General features: G+C 39.9%; 20 protein-coding genes. 16 read left to right on the top strand and 4 right to left on the bottom strand.

The genetic code is table 11. The features are described 5' to 3' along the window. Positions 1–203 precede the first annotated feature (203 nt). From FM071_RS08845 to FM071_RS08770, 16 genes are read left to right on the top strand one after another with little or no spacing between them, the layout of a single operon-like run. Entirely contained in the window at positions 204–593 is a 390-nt protein-coding gene (locus FM071_RS08845; protein WP_193110638.1) for an NAD(P)H-quinone oxidoreductase subunit 3, read from the top strand. Further along, positions 575–1084: a NuoB/complex I 20 kDa subunit family protein gene (locus tag FM071_RS08840; RefSeq protein ID WP_193110637.1), complete on the top strand. Its 510-nt coding sequence runs from the start codon at positions 575–577 to the stop codon at positions 1082–1084. The genes FM071_RS08845 and FM071_RS08840 overlap by 19 nt, the downstream gene beginning before the upstream one ends. After that, positions 1084–1890: an NADH-quinone oxidoreductase subunit C gene (locus tag FM071_RS08835; protein WP_193110636.1), complete on the top strand. Its 807-nt coding sequence runs from the start codon at positions 1084–1086 to the stop codon at positions 1888–1890. The genes FM071_RS08840 and FM071_RS08835 overlap by 1 nt, the downstream gene beginning before the upstream one ends. A gap of 12 nt (positions 1891–1902) precedes the next feature. Next, positions 1903–3144 carry an NADH dehydrogenase (quinone) subunit D gene (gene nuoD / locus FM071_RS08830; protein WP_193110635.1) on the top strand — a complete coding sequence of 414 codons (1242 nt, stop codon included), beginning with the start codon at positions 1903–1905 and terminating at the stop codon, positions 3142–3144. After that, positions 3144–3368: an NADH-ubiquinone oxidoreductase subunit E family protein gene (locus tag FM071_RS08825; RefSeq protein WP_193110634.1), complete on the top strand. Its 225-nt coding sequence runs from the start codon at positions 3144–3146 to the stop codon at positions 3366–3368. The genes nuoD and FM071_RS08825 overlap by 1 nt, the downstream gene beginning before the upstream one ends. A gap of 9 nt (positions 3369–3377) precedes the next feature. Then, positions 3378–5414 carry an FAD-dependent oxidoreductase gene (locus FM071_RS08820; protein WP_193110633.1) on the top strand — a complete coding sequence of 679 codons (2037 nt, stop codon included), beginning with the start codon at positions 3378–3380 and terminating at the stop codon, positions 5412–5414. Between the two features lie 9 nt (positions 5415–5423). Then, a complete protein-coding gene (locus FM071_RS08815; RefSeq protein WP_193110632.1) occupies positions 5424–7667 on the top strand; it encodes an NADH-quinone oxidoreductase subunit G in 2244 nt (747 codons plus the stop codon). Then, entirely contained in the window at positions 7667–10153 is a 2487-nt protein-coding gene (locus FM071_RS08810) for an NADH-quinone oxidoreductase subunit G (protein WP_193110631.1), read from the top strand. The genes FM071_RS08815 and FM071_RS08810 overlap by 1 nt, the downstream gene beginning before the upstream one ends. 3 nt (positions 10154–10156) lie before the next feature. Next, entirely contained in the window at positions 10157–11146 is a 990-nt protein-coding gene (nuoH, locus tag FM071_RS08805; RefSeq protein WP_193110630.1) for an NADH-quinone oxidoreductase subunit NuoH, read from the top strand. Between the two features lie 10 nt (positions 11147–11156). Beyond that, positions 11157–11774, top strand: a complete 618-nt coding sequence (gene nuoI / locus FM071_RS08800) for an NADH-quinone oxidoreductase subunit NuoI (protein ID WP_193110629.1) — start codon at positions 11157–11159, stop codon at positions 11772–11774. 12 nt (positions 11775–11786) lie between these two features. Continuing rightward, positions 11787–12359 (top strand): NADH-quinone oxidoreductase subunit J, encoded by a 573-nt coding sequence (locus FM071_RS08795; RefSeq protein ID WP_193110628.1) that lies wholly within the window; start codon positions 11787–11789, stop codon positions 12357–12359. Continuing rightward, on the top strand, positions 12356–12664 hold the full coding sequence (gene nuoK / locus FM071_RS08790) for an NADH-quinone oxidoreductase subunit NuoK (RefSeq protein WP_193110627.1): 309 nt from the start codon (positions 12356–12358) through the stop codon (positions 12662–12664). The genes FM071_RS08795 and nuoK overlap by 4 nt, the downstream gene beginning before the upstream one ends. A gap of 4 nt (positions 12665–12668) precedes the next feature. Beyond that, positions 12669–14594, top strand: coding sequence for an NADH-quinone oxidoreductase subunit L (gene nuoL, locus FM071_RS08785; RefSeq protein WP_193110626.1), 1926 nt, complete (start codon positions 12669–12671; stop codon positions 14592–14594). Beyond that, complete coding sequence (locus FM071_RS08780; RefSeq protein WP_193110625.1) at positions 14595–16157, top strand: NADH-quinone oxidoreductase subunit M; 1563 nt, start codon at positions 14595–14597, stop codon at positions 16155–16157. Then, entirely contained in the window at positions 16157–17668 is a 1512-nt protein-coding gene (gene nuoN, locus FM071_RS08775) for an NADH-quinone oxidoreductase subunit NuoN (RefSeq protein WP_193110624.1), read from the top strand. Before FM071_RS08780 ends, nuoN begins: the two co-directional genes overlap by 1 nt. 35 nt (positions 17669–17703) lie before the next feature. Continuing rightward, complete coding sequence (locus tag FM071_RS08770; RefSeq protein WP_193110623.1) at positions 17704–20058, top strand: tetratricopeptide repeat protein; 2355 nt, start codon at positions 17704–17706, stop codon at positions 20056–20058. A gap of 13 nt (positions 20059–20071) precedes the next feature. Here FM071_RS08770 and dapB read toward each other — a convergent pair whose 3' ends face one another. The 4 genes from dapB to trxA are packed head-to-tail and all read right to left on the bottom strand — an operon-like array spanning position 20072 to position 22625. Then, positions 20072–20845 (bottom strand): 4-hydroxy-tetrahydrodipicolinate reductase, encoded by a 774-nt coding sequence (gene dapB, locus FM071_RS08765; protein ID WP_193110622.1) that lies wholly within the window; start codon positions 20843–20845, stop codon positions 20072–20074. Between the two features lie 11 nt (positions 20846–20856). After that, positions 20857–21795, bottom strand: coding sequence for a thioredoxin-disulfide reductase (trxB, locus tag FM071_RS08760; RefSeq protein WP_193112066.1), 939 nt, complete (start codon positions 21793–21795; stop codon positions 20857–20859). A gap of 1 nt (position 21796) precedes the next feature. Next, complete coding sequence (locus FM071_RS08755) at positions 21797–22285, bottom strand: hypothetical protein (protein ID WP_193110621.1); 489 nt, start codon at positions 22283–22285, stop codon at positions 21797–21799. Between the two features lie 19 nt (positions 22286–22304). Continuing rightward, on the bottom strand, positions 22305–22625 hold the full coding sequence (trxA, locus tag FM071_RS08750; protein ID WP_193110620.1) for a thioredoxin: 321 nt from the start codon (positions 22623–22625) through the stop codon (positions 22305–22307). Positions 22626–22651 lie beyond the last annotated feature (26 nt).

The raw sequence follows: 22651 nt of genomic DNA, 5'->3' as shown, positions 1-22651 counted from the left end.
TGTTGCAATAAGTGACATTTTTAAATACTTCTTCCTTATAAAACTTTTTTTAATACTCTTTTTGATATAGTGCAGTAACTGTTTTTTCTAAATGTAAATACAACAGACCCTTTCACAAGGGATGTTGATAAGCGTTAGAAGACAAATATTGAAAAAAGCTATGTTTTTCATAAAGATGGCTTTTATTTTAAAAGGTAGGTTATATGGATCATATCAATACTGCGAATCCGTATTTTGGGGTATTCGTACTGTTTGTCATTACATTCGGTGCATTTATAACAACGACAATTATCGCTCGTTTGGCGAGTCGTGCATTAGCTGCAAAAGATAGTGAAAAAATCAAACTTTCTGTTTACGAATGTGGACCGGAAATCACAAAACAACCAAATAGATTGTCGCCACAGTTTTATCTGTTCGCACTTCTGTTTTTACTTTTTGATGTTGAGATTGTGTTTATGTTTCCATGGGCAGTTGACTTTAAAGTTTTAGGTTGGTTTGGATTTGCTGAGATGATTATGTTCATCGTATTATTGGCAATTGGTTTCGTATATGCATGGAAAAAAGGAGCGCTAGAATGGCACAACATAAAGTAAATTATACACAAGACGGTGGACTTCCTGTCGCGCTGACTTCTATTGACAAGATAGTAAACTGGGGACGTTCAAACTCACTTTGGGCACTGACATATGGTCTTGCATGTTGTGGTATTGAGATGATGGCCTCGGGTGCATCTCGTTTTGACTTTGACCGTTATGGAACTATCTTCCGTGCTTCTCCTCGTCAGGCTGACGTTATGATCGTTGCCGGAACACTTACGAAAAAACACGCAGAGTTCATCAAGCGTCTTTATGATCAAATGACAGAGCCAAGATGGGTTATCTCTATGGGTTCATGTGCGAATACAGGTGGAATGTTCAACACATATGCAACTGTTCAGGGATGTGACAGAATCATTCCTGTTGACTTGTATCTTCCTGGTTGTGCACCACGTCCTGAGACACTGCAGTACGGTGTGATGTTGTTACAGAAAAAGATCCGTGCGAACAAAGCCGGTAATGCACAAAAAGCAAAAAGGTTAATGTAATGAGAGCGTATACACCTAAAGACGATGTACAGGCAAAAGCCTACTATACAGACAGATTTTATGTCGCGCCGCAGGTTCCTAAAGAAAATGTAGACTGTGATGAAGTATTTGCAGCAGATTTGGCAGCTATCAAAGAAAAGTTTGAAGTAAAAGATGCTTACATTCAGGTAGAGCAAATGGTCATCTATATCAACCCGCATGATATTTACGGTGTGCTTGAGTTGATGAGAGATGAACTTGAATATACACAACTTTCAGAACTTTCAGCGATTGACTGGCTGGCAAAAGATGATACATTCGAGATCTTCTACCAAATGCTTTCTATGACAAAACGTAAACGTGTCCGTGTAAAATACTTCATTAAAAACGGTCAGGCAGTAGACTCTGTCGAGAAGCTTTTTAGAAGTGCAGACTGGTCAGAGCGTGAGATGTTCGATATGTTTGGTATTGAGGCAAACGGACATCCATTTATGAAACGTATTTTAATGCCGTACGACTGGCAGGGACATCCACTTCTTAAAACGTATCCGCTAGAAGGTGATGAATTCGCTGCATGGTATGAAGTAGATAAAATCTACGGAAAAGAAGCACGTGATATCATCGGGCCTGAACTTCGTGACACTGCAAGAGTTGACAGATATGATTCTGAGCGTTTTGCCCGTCTTGGATTTGAAGTGCCAAAAGGTACTGAGATCACAGGTGACGAAGAGAGACATGTTGAATCTTATCAAGAAGAGGGTGGCGTGTTTATGGTTACAAAATTAGATAAAGAGTCATCAAAAGTAATTGATGATCCGCAAAGATAGGGTGGTAAAAATATGGCACAAGTAACAAACAGATTAACACCGTTTTTTGAAAATATTACATTTGACAGAGACGATAATGAATTGATTCTTAACTTCGGTCCACAGCACCCTTCTGCTCATGGACAGTTAAGATTGATGTTGCACCTGCAACAAGAGCAGATCGTAAAAGCACATCCGGATATCGGATACCTTCACCGTGGTATGGAGAAGATGGCTGAAAATATGATCTATAACGAGTTCATGCCGACAACGGATCGTATGGACTACATTGCATCATCTTCAAATAACTATGGATTTGCATTGGCAGTTGAAAAGCTCATTGGTCTTGAAGTACCACGTCGTGCGAAAGTTATTCGTATGCTTCTTTTAGAGATCAACCGTTTGATGTCTCACCTTTTCTGGCTGGCGACTACGGCTCTTGATATCGGTGCAATGACGGTTTTTCTTTTTGCATTCCGTGAGAGAGAATATCTTATGGATATCATCGAAGGTTATTGTGGAGCGAGACTTACACATGCGGCTATTCGCATCGGTGGTGTTCCTTTGGATATTCAGGACGGTTTTTTACATCAGTTAAGAGTGTTCTTAAATAAACTTCCAGAAAATATTAAAGATTATGAAGATCTTTTAGACTCAAACCGTATTTGGCGAATGAGAATGGAAGAAGTTGGAACGATTCCGACAGAAATGGCACTCTCTTGGGGATGTACAGGTCCAATGCTCAGAGCGAGCGGTGTTGCCTGGGATATTCGTAAGGAAGAACCGTATGAATTGTATGATGAAGTAGAGTTCAATGTACCGTTCTCTGATAAGGGTGACAACTTCGCCCGTTATCGTATTTACATGGAAGAGATGAGAGAGTCTGCGAAGATTCTTTATCAATGTATAGAGATGTACGAGAAATGTGAAAAAGACGGTCAAACAGAGCTAATGGCTCACGCACCGAAGTATATTTCCGCGCCGAAACTTGACATCATGACGCAAAACTACTCTTTGATGCAGCACTTCGTGCTTGTAACGCAGGGAATGAGACCGCCTGTAGGTGAAGTTTATGTTCCGACTGAATCACCAAAAGGTGAACTTGGTTTTTACATCAACTCTCAAGGTGGACCATATCCGTACAGATTGAAACTTCGTGCGCCATCATTCTGGCATACAGGAATCTTGACTGACCTCCTACCTGGTCACTATATTCCGGATGTTGTATCTATAATCGGTACGACAAATATTGTATTTGGTGAGGTTGACAGATAATGAAAAGATATGACTTAAGAAAACTTGGAAACGATTTTGAACCTCGTATGAAAGAGATTTTAGAAGAAAAACATAAGCCGAACGAGACTTTGATCTTTCTTTTTGAAATAGGTGATTTTACACCGATTCAGCGCTCTGCTGATCTTGTAAAAGAGTGTGGGTATGAGTTATACAACTCATTAAAATTCAACGAAGTCGACTGGACTATCGTCGTGAAAAAATAGGGATTGAATGTGAGTAAAGTCTATTTTTCTACTTGGAAGGGTGAATCTATAAACAATATAGGTAAATCCGAAGAAGAGTGGGAAGAATCAGCTTATAACCTGCCGGCACAGTATGATGATCACCGTGATTCCAAAGCCTTTATAGGCTGGGACGGTGTGGCACTTTTTAATGAAGATGTCGATGTCATCCGTTTGGCAATGGAGTATGCTGCACAGTATCAAGAGTATTCGGAAGCATGTGGACGATGTGCTCCTGGACGTTGGGGTGGTCGTATCTTATATGATGTCCTTGACAAGATTGCTCGCGGTGAAGGTGAAGTAGCTGATTTGGATCACTTGAAAGAGATTGGAAAAAGTATGCAGATCACTTCTAAATGTGAGATTGGAAAGACTGTTCCAAACCCTATTTTAGATCTGATGACACACTTTGAAGATACATTCATGGAGTGTATCAATGAAAAGAAAAAATCAAAGCACTATGAAGATTCTATCGGTTATATCGCAAAGATAACAGCACCTTGTACGGATGCCTGTCCATCACATGTTGATATTCCGGGATATATTGAAGGCGTAAGGGATTTACGTTTTGATGATTCATTAATGGCGACACGTCAAACGATGCCGCTTGCACATACATGTGGGCGTGTCTGTCCTCACCCGTGTGAAGATGCATGCCGTAGAACGAATCTTGATGAGCCTATTTCTATTATGTCACTCAAACGTCTTGGTGCTGATTGGGAAACAGATCATGAATATGACTTTTTCCATCCGATGGAGAAAAAAGCACCTATCGGTAAAAAAGTTGCAGTAATCGGTGCAGGACCTGCCGGTCTTACAACGGCTTACTATCTTGCAGCCGAGGGTGTTGAAGTTGATGTTTATGAAGACCTTCCTGTTCTTGGTGGTGAGGTTGCCGTCGGTGTACCTGAATACCGTATGCCGATTGATAAATACAATCAGGATATCGAATGTGTTCGTGATATGGGTGTCAATTTCATCACGAACTCAAGAATCTCTGCAGATGATATGCGTAGATTTGAAAATGAGTATGATGCAACGATGGTCGCTGTTGGAACACGTATCTCTAAAAAGGTTCGTTGTGAAAATGAAAGACCTGAAATTAAAGGTTACTGGGGTGCGATTGATTTCCTCGATAGGGTAAACCTTTATGAGAAGTACGGCATTAAAATTCCAAAAGAGGTACAAGAAGAGAATCTTCTAACGACTGACTATGTTGATCTAACCGGTAAAACAGTTGTTTGTGTCGGTGGTGGATTTACCTCTATGGATGTTGTCCGCTGTGCCATTCGTGCCAATGCCAAAAAAGTTTATATGATCTATCGTCGTGATGAGAAGACAATTATCCGTAACACGACCTATGAAGAGTATCATGAAGCAGTAGAAGAGGGTGTTGAATTTCTTTTCCACTCGGCTGTCAACAAGATCTCTACCGATGAAAATGATGTTCTAAATGAACTGCTCATCGATAAGTTTGAACTTGTTCCCGATCCTGACGGCGGTCGTGCTCAACTTGTTAAAATCGAGGGTGAATCTTATACGATCGAAGCAGATTATCTCATTCCTGCCGTTTCTCAGTCAGCAGACTTAGACTTGCTTCCTGAAGAGTGGGATATTGAGATGACTTCATGGGCTACCATTAAAACAAATGGTAAAGACTATATGACCTCACGCAAGGGTATCTTTGCTGCGGGAGACTGTGAATATGGTCCGATGACGATTGTCAATGCCGTTGGTCAGGCAAAACGTGCCGCTTCGGTTATGGCTCGTTATGTGCAAACAGGAGAAGTGACGCTTACAGATGAAGAGATCATGGAAGATCATTTGATGAAACTCAAGGTCTATGATAAGAAAGAGAAAGTGAGCGGCTGGCTTCCGGGTCTACCGCGTGAGCACTCTTCTGTACTTGCTGTTGATGATCGTAAAGACAACAACAAAGAGGTTAATCTTGGATTTACTCAAGAGCAGGCACTTGCTGAAGCCGAGAGATGTATGCGTTGTTACTATATAGCAATGGTACAGGCCTAGGAGTTGATGATGGAAAAAATGATTAACTTTACAATTGACGGCAAAAATGTAACGGCAGCCAAAGGTGAGACAATCCTTCAGGCTGCACGTAAAAACGGTGTTTATATTCCTACAATGTGTTATATCTCAAAAACATCGCCATGTGCATCGTGTCGTATCTGTTCTGTGGAAGTTGAGGGAGTTGACGGGTTCATCCTCTCTTGTAACACGCCGCCGACAGAAGGTATCAATGTAACAACAAACTCTCATGAGCTTGAGCGTGAGCGTCAGAACATCATGAAGCTTTATGATGTAAATCACCCTTTAGAGTGTGGTGTATGTGATAAGTCAGGTGAGTGTGATCTGCAAAATATGACACTTGAATTCGGTGTAGCTCATCAAGAGTTTTCAGCGAAAGATCAGCTCAGAACTGTAAAAGACTGGGGCCTTATCAATTATGATCCGGCTCTTTGTATCATGTGTGAGAAATGTGTTCATGTCTGTAATGAAGTGATCGGTGATGACGCCATTGAAGTAAAATTCGGTGGATACAGCTCGACGATCATTCCAAAAGATTCAGAGACACTTGATTGTACGTTCTGTGGTGAATGTATCGCAGTATGTCCTGTCGGTGCACTTGTAAGTTCAGACTTTAAATACACTGCAAATGCTTGGGAACTTTCTCGTGTGCCTTCTACGTGTGCACACTGTTCTGCAGGCTGTACTCTGGAGTATGAAACACGTCACGCAGGTATTAATGCAGATGCGAGTATCTATAGAGTGAAGAACAATTTTGAATTTGCATCACTCTGCGGTGCAGGACGTTTCGGATTTGATTTCGATGCACAATCGACAAAAGATGAAACAGTATTTGCAACAGCGCTTGATAAGATTCAAAATGCTGCAGCGATTCGTTTCTCTTCGGTGATCACCAATGAAGAGGCTTATATTCTCAACAGCATAAAAGAGAAGTTTAGCATCAAGCTTTTCAACGAAGATGCACGACTCTATAGTGCGTTTATGAAAGCGTACGCATCTGTAAGCGGTAAACTGCAGGCTTCTGCTGATTTAGAAGCTGTGAAACAGGCGGATGCTGTCGTTCTTATAGGCTCACGCATCGCAACTGACAATCCTGGTGTACGTTATGCACTGACAACTGCAGCGCGTCATAATGGTGCGAAAATCGTTTATGCCCATCCGATGGAAGATGCTTTAATGAAAAATACAGCGACACAGTTTATGAAGTATGAAGTTGGAACGGAAGAGGGTGTTATGGCACTGCTTGCGAACGAACTGCTGAAAGATGCTGATGTCGATGATGCAACGCGTGCATTTTTGAATGATCTTGACCTTGGATATCTGGAGGCTGAGAGCAATGTCGGTGATGATGAGCTTGCGTTTATGAGTAAATCATTTGCACGATCTCAGAACAAAGTACTTATCGTGGGTGCAGATATGTTCGCTCACGCAAGAGCGGCAAATATTGCAAAACTTGCAGCACTCATTGAAAAGTATACTGATTTTTCACTGCTTGTTGTGCCAAATGAAGTCAACACTGTCGGTGTTTCACTGATCTGTGATCTTGATTGTGATGAGAACATAGACAATGTTGTCGGTTACAATGCCAAAGGTGATTATGTAATCTCGGCTTTAGAAGATGCAGATCTGAAAATTCCGGCACTCAACCAGCAAGAAGGTACTGTCGTAAATATTGATAACCGTGTACTTCCTCTGAATGCAGCACTTGCATTTGAAGGATATGAGTTAAATGACCTAGCCAACGCACTGGGAATTGAGAGTGAAAATACGATTGACTACACAAGAAAACTTCCGCAAACTGCCGGTTTTAAAACAGTGGAATTTGATTCGTTGGAGAATTTCCTTGGTGAATTCGGTGAAGATAACCGCGGTTATCTGCTTGATACCGTAGAGTGTTCTATGGATGGCAAGCTTGAAGAGATCGCTGAACTTCCGGAGTATAACGGTACGGTCATCTATCATGCAAACCCTGTACTGCAGTTTAACAGTTTTACAAATGTGACAAGACAGCTTGAACGCGATACGGCACTTCACGGATCGGCACAGTTTGCTGCTGCAGCGAAGATCAGTGACGGTGACAGAATTGAGATCAGTTTAAACGGTCTTACACAAAAGAGAGTCTTTAAACTTGATGATGAGTTAAAAGGAACGATTGCGCTCAACCCTACTTTTGACAGCGGGGCTGACTACAGTAGTTATAGATTTCTTAAATCCAAAATAGTGAGAGTAATGTAATGAGTAAAATAGCCATAAACATTGATGGAAAAGAGATTCATACGCAAGAGGGTGAGTATATACTCAATGCTGCTCGTGCGAATGATATCTTCATTCCTGCTATATGTTATTTAACACGTTGTAGTCCAACTCTTGCGTGTCGTATATGTCTTGTCGAGGCAGATGGTAAACAGGTTTATGCTTGTAATGCCAAAGCAAAAGACGGGATGAATATCACAACAAGTACGGACAATATTGAAAAAGAACGTCGCGCTATCATGGAAGTATATGATGTAAATCACCCGCTTCAATGTGGTGTATGTGATCAGTCAGGAGAGTGTGAACTTCAAAACTATACACTCCATATCGGCGTTGATTCCCAAAGCTATGCGATTAAGGATGTAGATAGAAGTTCTCATGATTGGGGACATTTACATTATGATCCAGGTCTCTGTATTGTTTGTGAGCGTTGTGTGACGGCTTGTAAGGATATGATCGGTGACAACTCTTTAAAGACTGTACCTCGTGGAGCAGATGCGATCGATGCAGAATTCAAAGAGACGATGCCAAAAGATTCATATGCGATGTGGAATAAGCTCAATAAGTCACTTATCGGTCTGACAAACGGTACGGATGTACTTGACTGTACCTCTTGTGGTGAATGTGCTGCCGTTTGTCCGGTCGGTGCACTGGTTGATACACACTTTATGTATAAATCAAATGCATGGGAGCTCAAGCAGATTCCGGCAACATGTGGTCACTGTTCAGCAGGATGTCAGATCTCTTATGATGTCAAACATACAAGCATTGAAAATCCTGAAGATAAGATCTACCGTGTGATGAATGAGTGGAACTACGTTTCACTTTGCGGTGCGGGACGTTACGGATTTGATTATCAAAATGCCGATGCTGTTAGAGATGAAAATGCATTCAATGCAGCCATAGAAGCATTCAAAAAAGCAGATACGATCGCTTTTACTTCGACAATCACTAATGAAGAAGCACTGCTTCTACAGAAAATGAAAGAGAAATTCGGTTATAAGCTTGTCAACCCTGAAGCGAAGGCTTTCCAGACATTTTTGAATGATTACTCTGAGATAAGCGGTACAAAACTTTACAGTTCAGACCTTGAACGTGTTCACACAACGAATTTTATCGTCTCTATCGGTTCAGCACTCAAGTCAGATAATCCAAATGCACGCTATGCACTGAACAATTCTCTTACTGTAAGTAAAGGTGCCGGACTCTATTTCCATCCTGTCAAAGATCCTATTATAGAAGGTCTTGGGAAGTCTATTATGACAGTGCAGCATGCACCGCTTCAAGAAGAGACGGCACTTTATCTATTACTTGATCTATTTGGAGATAAAGAAAAACTGCCTGCTGACATCGTTAGTTATTTAGCAGGTTTTCACTCTTCTAAAACAATTGAAATTGAAGAGGTCGTCAAAGAAAAAGTAGTTGAGATCGTCAAAGAGATCAAAGTCAATGAAGAGACAGGTGAAGAGGAAGAAGTCGAAATAGAAAAATCTAAAATGGTCTCTACAAAAGTAAAAAAAGAGATTGTCGTTGATGATAACAAACTCTTGGAAATTCTTGGGGCAGATGATAAGTTTATGGAAACTTTGGAAAAAAATCTGAAGAAAAAAGAGACGTTCGCTCTTATGGTCGGACCGGATCTCTATACACATCCAAACTCTAAAAATCTTGCCCGTCTTGTCGCTTTGGTTGAGAAATATACGGCATTTGAACTTGTAATGATTCCAACCTTAACAAATACACTTGGTGTAAGCCTTATCTGTGAACTTGATGATGAAAAAGGCAGCTACACCGTAGGCTATAACACTGATGGCGATTTTGTACTTTCAGGACTTGGTGACGGTGATCTGGATATGCCGGCTATCAATCAGCAAGAGGGTACATTAACAAGTGTTAACAAGCGTGTCAACCCTACAAATGCAGCGATCGGTTACAATGGGTATGAGCTTAATGATATTGCCAATGCACTTGGATTTGAAGCTGAGAATGTTATTGACTATACAGTAGAACTTCCTACGGCTGTCGGATTTAAAGCTGAGGAGTTCGATAATCTTCCAAATCATTATGAAAACGACGGTACGGAAATGCGCGGTTATGTGTTAGAAAATGTAGCAGTCGAGACATCTGGTGATGAAAGTGTTGATAAATTCAGGGATGACAAGCTTGAAGGTAGTATAATTTATTTAGCAAATCCTGTAAGACAGTTTACGCCGTTTACATACAAAACGACGGAGCTTGATGAGGTGAGTGGTATCTATATGAGTGAAGAGTTCTTATCAAATTCTGACTTCAATGAAGGTGATACTGTGAAAATCACAACTGCAAATGGCGAATTGTCCGCAAATGTAGTGAGTGATAACAAAATTGAAGGTTCAATCGTAGTTCTGCCTACTTTTGATAAAAATCTAAATTCAGAAGCACTTTTTAGCGGTTACCGCTTTAACTCAGCTTCGATAGAAAAGGTGTAATATATGGATACAGCATATTTAATTGAAACGATAATCAAAGTCGTTGTAATTCTACTTATATTCTCAGCGTTAGCCGGTATCGGTACATATTTTGAACGTAAGGTTCTTGCATTTATGCAGCGCCGTTTAGGGCCGATGAATGTTGGTCCATACGGACTTTTACAGGTGGCTGCCGATGGTATCAAACTTTTCACAAAAGAAGATATCATCCCGAGCAATGTAGTTGGTCCTATCTTTAAAATTGCACCTGCAATTACTGCAGCAACTGCTTTTATGGCATCTGCTGCAATTCCATTCCTACCTCCTTTTGAAATTTTTGGGTATGAAGTTCACCCGATTGTAGCGGATGTGAACATTGGTATTCTTTATATTCTCGGTATGATGGCAGTTGGACTTTACGGACCGCTTCTTGGTGGTATGGCATCTGCAAATAAGTTTTCATTGATCTCAGCTGCACGTACTGCAGCGGTCTTTATCTCTTATGAAGTTGTCACAGGTCTTGCGCTGCTTGCACCTATTATGATGGTCGGTTCACTTTCATTAATTGACTTTAATAATTATCAGGCAGGCGGTATCTCTCACTGGATAATCTGGTCACAGCCTGTAGCATTTGTTCTGTTTTGGATCGCTGCATTTGCTGAAACCGGTCGTACACCGTTTCACTTGATAGCGAATGATCATGAGATCATCGATGGTTTCGGTACTGAGTATTCCGGTATGAGATGGGGTCTTTTCTTCATCGGTGAATATGCAAATATGTTCTTTATCTCATTTGTAATTCCTTTGATCTTCTTAGGCGGTTACGGTGACGGAACACTTCTTGGTGCACTCGGTCTTCTTGGAAAAATGGCATTCTTCTTTTTCTTCTTTTTGTGGACAAGAGCGGCATGGCCAGATGTGAGACCGGATCAACTTATGTGGTTGTGTTGGAAAGTACTAATGCCATTAGCGGTGATTAATGTTGTAATCACTGGCTTTGTGATGATGTTTTAAGGGGATATGAATGAAAATGGAAGCATTTAATGACAGAAATGTAGCAGATAACGGTTACTTTCTTGTAGATATTGAAGATTATCCTACTGATGGTTGGGGTAAATTTAAGCGTGTAGTAAAGAGAACTTTCAAAGGGGAGTTATTTGTTGGACTATGGGTTGTTATGCGTGAGATGATTCGCTTTGACATCCATACAATTCAGTATCCTCAGGAAAAGATGCCTATCGGTCCAAGATACCGTGCGGTACATAAGATGAAAAGACTTTGGGAATCAGATACTGAGCGTTGTATCGGTTGTGGTCTTTGTGAAAAGATCTGTATCTCTGACTGTATCAGAATTGACACAAAGATCGATGAGAATTCTCGTAAAGAAGTTACTGAGTATACGATCAACCTTGGTCGCTGTATCTTTTGTGGATACTGTGCAGAGGTTTGTCCAGAGCTTGCAATTACACACGGTGGTGAGTATGAAAATGCTTCAGAACAGAGAGAACACTTCGTTATGTATGAAGATATGTTGACACCGATTGACACTATGAAAGCTGGTAAACAGCTTGAGTTTGAAGGTTTTGGTTCTATCACCCCACATGAAGATGAGCGTGTTAAAAAAACACCTCTAGCGTATTAAGGAGTTTTGATTATGTTTGAAGCGGTAGCGTTTTACTTGTTTGCATTTTTAACGATTGCTATGTTTTACATCACAGTAACAACTAAGCAGGCGTTATATGCATTAACTGCCTTGGCAGCAGGAATGATTTTTATATCGGCATTTTTCTTTATCCTTGGTGCTGATTTTTTAGGTGTAGTTCAAATTATTGTCTATACAGGTGCTGTAATGGCTCTATATGCTTTTGGTATGATGTTTTTCGATACAACTCGCGAAGTCAAAGAGAAGCAGGGGAATAAATATATCATCGTAGGACTTGCAACTTTGGCAGCGATCTTAGTTGTCGTTATTTTTGCTGCACCGATGGTGTCTGAAAATATTGTTGCTCTTTATCCTGCAATGGAAGGTGTTGGCAATACACAAATGGTAGGAGTTGTACTCTTTACAAAATATCTTATTCCATTTGAAGTTGCTGCCATTATGTTACTAGTGGCAATGGTTGCCGGTATTGTTCTTGCAGGAAAGAAAATGGATATCTCTCTTACGCTTATGTCTTCAGATGAGATTAAAGAGAATGAAGAAAAAAATAAAAAGGTGCTTTCATGATGGAGATAGGTTTAAATCATTATCTTGTCCTTTCTGTGATCTTGTTTTGTATAGGTCTCGTGGGTGTGATGAGAAGAAAGAACTTACTTTTGTTGTTTTTCGCAACAGAGATTTTACTGAACTCAGTAAACATCGCTTTTGCTGCGATTTCACATTACTATGGTGATCTTACTGGTCAGATGTTCGCATTTTTTGTAATTGCGATCGCTGCATCAGAGGTTGCAGTAGGACTTGGTCTGCTGATCGTTTGGTATAAACGTCATAACAGTATAGACTTAGATGCTATGACAAGTATGAGAGGTTAAGAGAATGGAAAAATATCTATATATTGCACTTTTTGCACCACTTGTCAGTTCTCTTTTTTCAGCACTATTTACTGCTACACCAAAGAAACTGTTTACAGGTATTATCGCTTCACTGTTGATTTTTACATCATTCGTTGCGAGTTCAATCCTTTTAATGTATATCTTAAAGGGTGGCGAGCCGATACATGTTGAGATGATGACATGGATGGCTACAGGAGACTTGTATATTCCTTTTGGTTTTATCGTTGATCAGGTATCTGTGACAATGATGATGGTTGTAACGCTTGTTTCAACTATCGTTCATGTTTACTCTATAGGATATATGGACCATGATAAAGGATTCAACAGATTCTTTGCATGGCTTTCAGCATTTGTTTTCTCAATGATGATTCTTGTTATGAGTGACAACTATGCAGGTCTTTTCATCGGTTGGGAAGGTGTTGGTCTTTGTTCTTGGGGACTTATTGGTTTCTGGTTTCACAAAGAGAGTGCAACATGGGCGGCAAACGAAGCGTTCATTATGAATCGTATAGCTGACCTTGGAATGTTGATCGGACTTTTCCTTGTATATTGGAATACAGGAACACTTCAGTATGACGGTGCTTTTGCAGCATTTCATACTCTTGACGGCGCAACACTGACATGGATCGGAATCTTCCTTTTCATAGGTGCTATGGGTAAATCAGCACAGTTTCCACTTCATACATGGCTTGCCGATGCGATGGAAGGCCCTACACCGGTTTCTGCATTGATTCACGCAGCGACAATGGTTACAGCGGGTGTTTATCTGGTTATTCGTTCAAATGAACTTTATACACTCATTCCAAATGTAGGTCTCTTTATCGCTTCACTCGGTGCTTTTGTTGCACTCTTTGCAGCATCAATGGCACTTGTTAACCGCGATATGAAACGAATCATTGCATACTCTACACTTTCACAACTAGGGTATATGTTCGCAGCCGCGGGTCTTGGTGCATACTGGGTGGCACTTTTCCACCTCATGGCTCACGCATTCTTTAAAGCACTTTTATTCCTTGGTGCGGGTAACGTTATGCACGCTATGCATGATGAACTCGATCCGTTTAAAATGGGTGGTTTGAAAAAGGTTATGAAGTGGACTTGGATCATGATGACCATTGCATCTCTTGCCTTGGCTGGAATCTTCCCATTTGCAGGTTTCTTCTCTAAAGATACAATTCTTGAAGCGGCATTTGCAGAACATCATATGGTAATCTATGGAGTGCTTCTTTTCACGGCAGGTTTGACAGCATTCTATTCATTTAGACTTGTTGCATTGATCTTCCATGGTGAAGAGAGATACAAAATCTTTGGAATCCATCCACATGAAGCATATAGATTTATGCTTGTAGCTATGAGTCCTCTTTTGATCCTTGCGATGATTGCAGGTGTTTTTCAAGAGCCTTTCTTCCATATGGTTGAAGAGATATTAGGTGCTACAGAGTATCATATCCATTCACATGTTACGGCTTTAATTATGCTTGTAGGTACACAGATTTTTGTTGCTTTGGCTATCCTTTATGCATATAAAAAATATGCAAATTCACGTGTTAAAGTGCCGGATGGTACAAGCAAAGTGGAAAACTCTTTTATGTATAAATTACTTATTAATCAATACTATATTCCTTATGCTTATGAGGAGTACATTGTTAAACCGTATAGAGAAATTTCAGATGTATTTTGGAGTAAAGTCGATCTTAAAATCGTCGATGCAACTGTCGATGGTATTGCCGGTATTATCTATGGTACGGGTGAGAGAACAAGAGCAATGCAGAGCGGTAATCTCTCTACAATGCTCAAATGGATGGTAGCCGGTCTCGTTGGTCTGCTTTCATTAGCTGTTGTCTTTGGACTTGCAGCAAGATATTCTGATGCGATCCTACCGATCTTATCAGGCTTAGGAGTTATGTAAATGTTAGATCATATTTTATCGATTTTAATCTTCTTTCCGGCACTGGCTGCTGTATTTGGTTTTATGATCCAAAAAGAGAGTATGCGTGCTTACGGTGTGAGTGTTGCCGCTATTGAGTTTGGACTTGCATTGTGGCTGTGGTATGTGTTTGATGGAAATGTATCTGGCATGCAATTCATGGAAAATTTTCCGTTGGTTCCATCTTTTGGAATTAATTATATATTAGGTGTTGATGGTATTTCAGTTTTTATTATTATACTTTCAGCATTCTTTACACTTTTGGGTATCGGTTCTTTAACAGATACACCAAAAGTCAAATATATGATTATTACTCTTTTGTTCTTACAAATGACAATGGTCGGTGTGTTCGCAGCTCTTGATGCAATTGTATTTTATATCTTTTGGGAACTTTCACTTGTACCGATGCTTTATATTATCGGTGCATGGGGTGGACCATTACGAATATATGCTTCAATAAAATTCTTTTTATACACTTTTGCAGGTTCACTTGTAATGCTTGTAGGCATGCTTTTTATGGCATATTTTTATTATCAGGCAACAGGTGCGTGGAGTTTTGCTCTTTTAGACTGGTATAGACTTATATTACCTGAATCATTTCAATTGTGGCTTTTTGCCGCTTTCTTTCTTGGCTTTGCCATTAAAGTACCAATGTTTCCATTTCATACATGGTTGCCATATGCACACGGACAAGCTCCGACTATCGGTTCTGTAATACTTGCAGCAATTCTTTTAAAGATGGGAACATATGCATTTGTGAGATTTTCATTACCACTATTTCCTGATGCTTCTGCATTTTTTATGATTCCTATTGCAGTCTTAGCGATCATTATGGTAATTTACACGGCAATGGTTGCTTATGCGCAAAAAGACATTAAACAGGTCGTTGCATACTCATCTATTTCACATATGGGTATTATTATCTTAGGAACTTTTGCATTAAATGTAGAAGGTATTTCCGGTTCTATTTTCTTAATGTTAGGTCACGGTGTTGTTGCCGGCGCACTTTTCTTACTTGTAGGTGTGATTTATGACAGACGTCATACAAAACTTATGAGTGAGTTTGGCGGTTTGGCGCATGTTATGCCAAGATATGCAGCTATATTCGGAATCATGATGATGGCTTCAGTCGGTATGCCGCTTACAATCAACTTTGTAGGAGAGTTCCTCTCTTTACTTGGTTTCTATCAGCAGTCTCATATTTTGACACTCTTAGCAGGTACTGGTATTATCGTCGGTGCTATTTATATGCTTGCAGCATATAAAAAAGCATTTTTCGGTGAAGTAACGAATGAAAAAAATAAAGATTTACCGGATGTCAATAAAAAAGAACTCTTTGGTTTGATTCCTTTGGTGATTGTGGCAATATGGCTGGGTGTATATCCAAAACCTGTATTGGAACCAATTAACAACAGTGTGAAATCAATTGTGCAGTTAATGCATAATAAATCAACTACTGAATTAGCAAAAGAGAGAATCCCTAATCTTATAAAAGAGAAAGTGATTGTCATTAAAAAAACTGTAATTGAAGAGGAGGTGCGCTAATGTTGTCGCCGATCAATGTTTCAATGGAGTCATTAAATCTGATGACTTTGGCACCAATGCTTATTCCAGTAGTTGGCGCACTTTTAATCTTAGTTATAGATATTGTCAAAGGTGGTTTGCATAAATCACTCTATGTAGTTTTAAGCCTTCTGTTCTTGGCGATGGACTTTGCCGCAGTGGCAGATGCCAGCGGTATCTTTATGCAAGATGGTACTATTCTTGGTGTTTTTGATGTAATGCTTGTAGACGGACTTGCAATTCTTGCACAGTTTATCATTGTCGGTGCTTCCATGCTCTTTATTCCTTTAGCATTGACACACAAGCGTTTTCATGAGTTTTCATATCCTGAATTCTTTGCACTTTTCTTGTTCATGATTGCAGGATTCCAATTTATGGTTGCTACAGATAACCTTATTTTGGTATTTGTCGGTCTTGAGACATCATCGCTTGCACTCTATACACTCATTGCGATGCATAACCGTGAAAAATCTTTTGAAGCGGCTGTGAAGTATTTTACAATGGGTGCGCTTGCAGCAGGTTTCTTTAGCTTTGGTGCAATGGTGTTTTATGCACTTACAGGATCTGTTGAGATCAATAAGATTGCACTTGTTCTAGCTGCAAACGGCTATGCAGATATAGGATTCGTTCTTGTGGGTGTAGCTTTCTTCTTAGCAGCATTCGGGTTCAAACTTTCACTTGTTCCATTCCATACATGGGCACCTGATGTCTATGAAGGCTCTTCTGCGGCAATGGCAGGATATATGTCAATCGTTCCAAAGATAGCTGCATTTGTCGTTGCTATGAGATTTTTTGAATTTTTGGTACACAGCGATATAGTATGGCTAGATATCGTGTTATATGCTTTTGTTGTTATTACGATGACAGCATCAAATATGTGGGCACTTGTGCAGACGGATGTAAAACGTATGCTTGCTTACTCTTCCATATCTCATGCAGGTTTTGTTATGGCTGCGATCTTGATTGGAACGACACAGGCAAACTCAGCACTTTTCCTATACTGGATCCTGTTTAGTTTTACAAACCTTGGATCGTTCTCTATGCTTTGGATGTCACGTCAGAAACATCTTGCTGCTCATCAAAGTTCAGATCACTCTTATGACAAGTTTGCAGGTATGATCAAGACAGCACCGGTAGCAGCACTTATCATGGGTCTGTTTATGTTAAGTTTGGCTGGAGTTCCTCCTTTTGCACTGTTCTGGGGTAAATTGTATATGATTAGTTCTGCAGTGACAAACGGTTATACTATACTTGCACTTATAATGGCTCTTAACTCTGCGATAGCAGGATACTACTACTTGAAACTCATTGTCTATATGTTTATGAAAGAGCCTGTTATCGATGCTAAAAGTGGACAGGTATATGTTTCAAATGCTACGCTTGCATTGAAAACCATCATCGGTATAGCAGCAATAGGAACTATATTTGCTTTTATAGCGATAAATCCACTATTAGAGTTTGTTACAGCTTTTGTATATCATAGCGGCTACTAAACTCAATAAAACTCTGTTTTAAAGGAGAAGAGCATTTGTACAGATACATACTCTTAGCCTTTATAACACTGAATGCTTTTGCACTTGAGATCTCAATCGAGAGTGCAAAAGACAATTTCACAAAATATTCCATTCTACTTATCTCAGACAAAAGCAGTTTTGTTTGCCAAGAACTTAAAGATGACCTCGATGTAACCAAAGAGATAGTCTGTGCATTTTCTAAAAAACCGGCACAGTTAGTACCGTCACTTCAGAACGATTTTTTTATAGTGCACAGCTTTACTAAAAAAGATACTTTTTTTGTATCTATCAAGCCTTTTTATAAGATGAAGCTCATTGCCAATGTCTTTGATTTGAGTAAAGATGATACAGTATTTACGGCCAATGTGAAAATGGCTAAAAGTTGGACAATTATTGGCTATAAAAAAGTTTTACCATTAATAAAGCAGGAGTCAAAATCAGAGTTGGCACTTAATTTTCCTTTTTTTCTTGATAAGGACAAACTTCCATATGTAGGAAGTTTGGACCTGCAGGGTAATCCTGTCAAAATTAAAAAAGTCGAAGATGTAACGGAGTATCTGAAAATCAAAAGATTTTTCAAGAAAAAGAGATATGACGAAGCCATTGAGATGATTGACGATGTTCTTTCAGCCTATCCACACACACTTTTTAAATCGGAACTTATTTATTATAAGATTAAAATCAATGATAAAATTAAAAATTATGATAATGTCATTGCACTGGCAAAAGAGTTTCTGCGTGAGTACTCTTCGGATGAGAATGTTCCTGAAGTGCTTTCCTTGATGGCAAAGGCCTATGCGAAGATAGGTCAAAATACAGATGCAGATTATTTCTTTGATAGGCTTTTTAGTGAACATAAAGGAAATGTCTATGCGCAATGGGGCTATATTTACAAGGGCGAGATGCTTGAGAGTTCCGGAGCTAATAAAGAAGCGATAAAGTACTATAAAAAAGCGCTTTATACAACGAAGAATCTTGAAGTGGCAGCTTCGGCAGCTTTTCATCTTACCAAGATACTCATAAGTCATTCTCCAAAAGAAGCAGCCAAATATGCCATGAAGATCATCCAGGCAAAACCGGATTTCTTTATGGAAAATATCAAGGCATCAATGAAGATTATGCAGACACTTGCTGATGCAGGGGAATACAAAACAGCAGCAGCTATAGCAGATACCATGCTGCATTCTATGGGGCCTACCTATGATGAATATGAAGAGCTTCTCAAAGACAAAGCGCTTTGGCTGGCAAAAACAAAAGATAAAAAAGCGGCATTGGCAGCACTCAACAGCTATATAAAGAAATTTCCGGATGGTGACTACATCGATGATGTACAAACAGCTAAAGATGGGCTCTTCTTTGAAGATGATGATCAAAACAGCAGTGTAAAACTTGCTGAGTATGACAAACTCATTCAAGAGTATCAGGGTGATTTCATTGCCGATAAAGCACTGTATGAAAAAGCGAAACTGCTGCTTCGAGAGAAACGTTATGAAGCACTGCTCGCTATGGAAGATGAGCTGAAGAATCTTGACAGTGATAGATTTACAGATGTTGGTCAGATCATAAAAGAGGCAGCTGTGGGACTCATGGAGAGTTCACTGCAGAAGAAAAACTGTAAAAATGTACTTGTTATTGCTAATGACTACAATATCACTCTCTCTAACTCATGGGATGACGGTATATATGAGTGTGGGATGAAAGGCGGAGATTTCAAACTTTGTAAATCAGTCGCTTTCAAACATCTCAAGTCTAAAAATATTCAGCAGCGTAAAAAATGGCTCTATCGATACATCAAGATTGATTTTGAGACAGGAAACTACAGTGAGGTAGTGGATGCTGCCAAAGATCTCATCGCTCTCATTGAAAATGCTAAAAAATCGCCTTATAAAGAGGTTTACAGATATCTTTTTGATGCCTATGAACGCTTAGAACAAAAAGAGAATATGATTAAAACAATGGCGAAGATTGAAGATATATTTGGGCTTGATTATAAAGATATCGACAGGTATGTTGCCATGGTAAATCTTGGAGATGAACTTAAAGATGATAATATGATAATCAAATACGCTACAAAAGTAATGCGTATTCAAAAACGATCTCACTCCCATGCACAAAGTCCTTTTATAGAATTTGCTCTTTACAGTGCTTTGATGAATAAACATGATTACAATAAAGCATTAAGTGTAATACGCTCTTTGGATACGTTAAAACTGAGTAAAAATGAGAGAGCAAGACAAAAATATCTGCTTGGCATGGCTCTTGGTAAACTGTGGAGAGATGAAGAGGCACAGAAGGCCTATAACGAAGCGATAAAGGCCGATCCAAGCTCCGCCTGGGCAAAGCTTGCAAAATCGGCTTTAGAGATTTAAAACAAAAAGATGTTTAAAGTTCTAAACAATCACTGATGCTGTAGAGCCCCGGCTCTTTATCTGAGAGCCATTTTCCGGCACGCAGTGCACCTTTTGAAAAAGTGTTGCGTGAGGTTGCGGTATGGTTGAGTTCGATGAACTCGCCGTCATTGTAAAAACCGACTGTATGACGTCCGACGATATCGCCGCCGCGAAGTGCCATAACGGCTATCTCATCTTTCGTTCTCTCACCGATGTTACCGTCTCTTCCACTGACACGAACTTTATCAAGATCAAGATTACGACCGTTTGCGGCAGATTCTGCAAGTGTGAGTGCTGTACCGCTTGGGGCATCTTTTTTATGTCTGTGGTGCATCTCTACGATTTCGATATCAAAACCTTCAAGTGCGGCTGAGGCTTGATGAACAAGTTTATTTAAAAGAGCTACACCAAGGCTCATATTCGTCGCATAGAGAACAGGCATAAGCTCGCTTGCCTGCTTGAGAAGGTTGAGTTGATGTGTATTTAAACCTGTTGTTCCGATAACAAGCGGTTTTGGTGTTTTAATAGCCTCTTCGAGCAGTGCTTCACAAGCCTCTGGCAATGAGAAATCAATAATGATGTCAGAAGCACCGATAAATGAATGCATATCAGATGTTACCAATACGGAAGGATCGATTGCAAAATCAAGAGAGTTTCTGACATAAACAGAACTTAAACCCATACCTTGCGTATTTTTTAAATCTTCTATAAGTAGTTTGCCTACACGGCCGCTTGCTCCAAATACACCTACTTTGATAGTTGTCATTTATATCCTTTTTAGTTTAATAGTTCATCTACATATGAGATTGCTGCAATACCTGCAACTGCTCCGTCTCCGGCTGCAGATACTACCTGCTTAGGCGCTTCAATACGCATATCACCTGCTGCAAAAAGACCCGGTACCGAGGTTTTCATGCTCAAATCAACGATAACCTGCCCCTGATCATTGACATCGCATAAAAAGCTGCCGTCTTCTTGAATGAGTGTTTGGTTATTGACATCGTTTCCGACAAAAACAAAGACACCTGGTACTTCAATATCACGGATATTGCCTTCTTTGTCTTTTACCTTCACACCGTTAACACCCATTGCATCACCATAGACTTCATCGGGAACAGAGTTGAGAACAAGTTCTATTTTGTCATTTTCTTCTACGCGTTTTACTGTGTTTGGCGCTGCTCTGAATGTGTCACGTCTATGAACGAGATAGACTTTCGTACAGATCTTAGCGAGATAGAGTGCTTCTTCAAGTGCTGTGTCTCCACCACCGATAACAGCGACCTCTTTGCCTTTGTAAAAGAAACCGTCACAGGTCGCACAGGTACTGACACCTTTACCGAAAAACTCATCTTCGCCAGCAAAACCTGCACGTCTTGGAGAAGAGCCTGTACATACAATGACAGAATGAGCGTGAATAAGTGAATCATCACTTTTAATGACAGTGAAAATGTCACCGTCTTTACGGATCTGTTTCACTTCGCTCATATCGTGTTTGAGACCGAATTTTTGGCACTGTTCGGGCCATGGCATCATAAGATCCATTCCTGTGATCTCCCCTGTAACTCCGGGATAGTTCTCTATCTCTGAACTTTGTGTGATCTGACCGCCCGGCATACCTTTTTCGAACATAGTGACATTTTCCAAGCCGCCGCGTGTTGTGTAGAGTCCTGCAGTAAGACCTGCCGGTCCTCCACCTACGATGGCACAGTCTAATATATTACTCATAATTCGCATCCTTTAAATCATCTAGTTTATCAAGTGTACGTATCATACTATCTTGTTTATAAAGAGTCTCTTTGATTCTTTTTATAAAGAACATAGATGGGACTTCATAAATGTTGAAACGCTGAATGAACTTCAGTGAGGTGTTGGTTCCTGCGCGTAAAAAAGTGGTGTTCTTTGAGTTTGGATAGATCTTGTTATAGTAATCAATGGCGATAATAGGATTGTTAAGATTAAGCTTTGCCAGTTTTTCCATACTTCCTTTGTTGCGTGAGGAGTAAAAGATAACGATGTAGCGTTCTTCTTTTGGCATGAAAATATCACTTTTTTCATAAAAAGACCACTCTTTGAAATCGATAAATTTGTATTCGGAAAATTTGTAGTTGAAGTAGGCAAAAGCACCGGCAATCATTGCGGCACCAAAGAAAGAAGCAAGAAGAGTGGAGAGTGAAAAGAGGCTTTTGCCTCCTTTGCGTTTTGCCACTCTGCTTAGCCTTTTAAAATTACGCTAAAAGTGCGTCAAGTTTGTCAGCAAATGCTTGTTTAGAAGCAGCACCAACCATTTGGTCAACTAACTCACCGTTTTTGAAGAACATTACAGTAGGGATAGAACGGATTCCAAATTTTACAGCAATCTCTTGCTCTTCGTCAGTATTTACTTTACAGATTTTTGCTTTTCCGTCATAATCTTCAGCAAGCTCTTCGATTACCGGAGCGATCATACGACACGGCCCACACCATGGAGCCCAGAAGTCTACTAGTGAAACACCTTCAGCAAGTGTCGCTTCAAAATTATCAGCTGTTAGTTCAATATATTTACCCATTAGGATTTCCTTTTACATTATTGTTT

Source organism: Sulfurimonas paralvinellae (assembly GCF_014905135.1).
In the GTDB taxonomy this organism is placed as follows: Bacteria; Campylobacterota; Campylobacteria; order Campylobacterales; family Sulfurimonadaceae; genus Sulfurimonas; species Sulfurimonas paralvinellae.
Note: the sequence above shows the minus strand (reverse complement) of the source record. Positions and strands in the feature narration are given on the sequence as shown.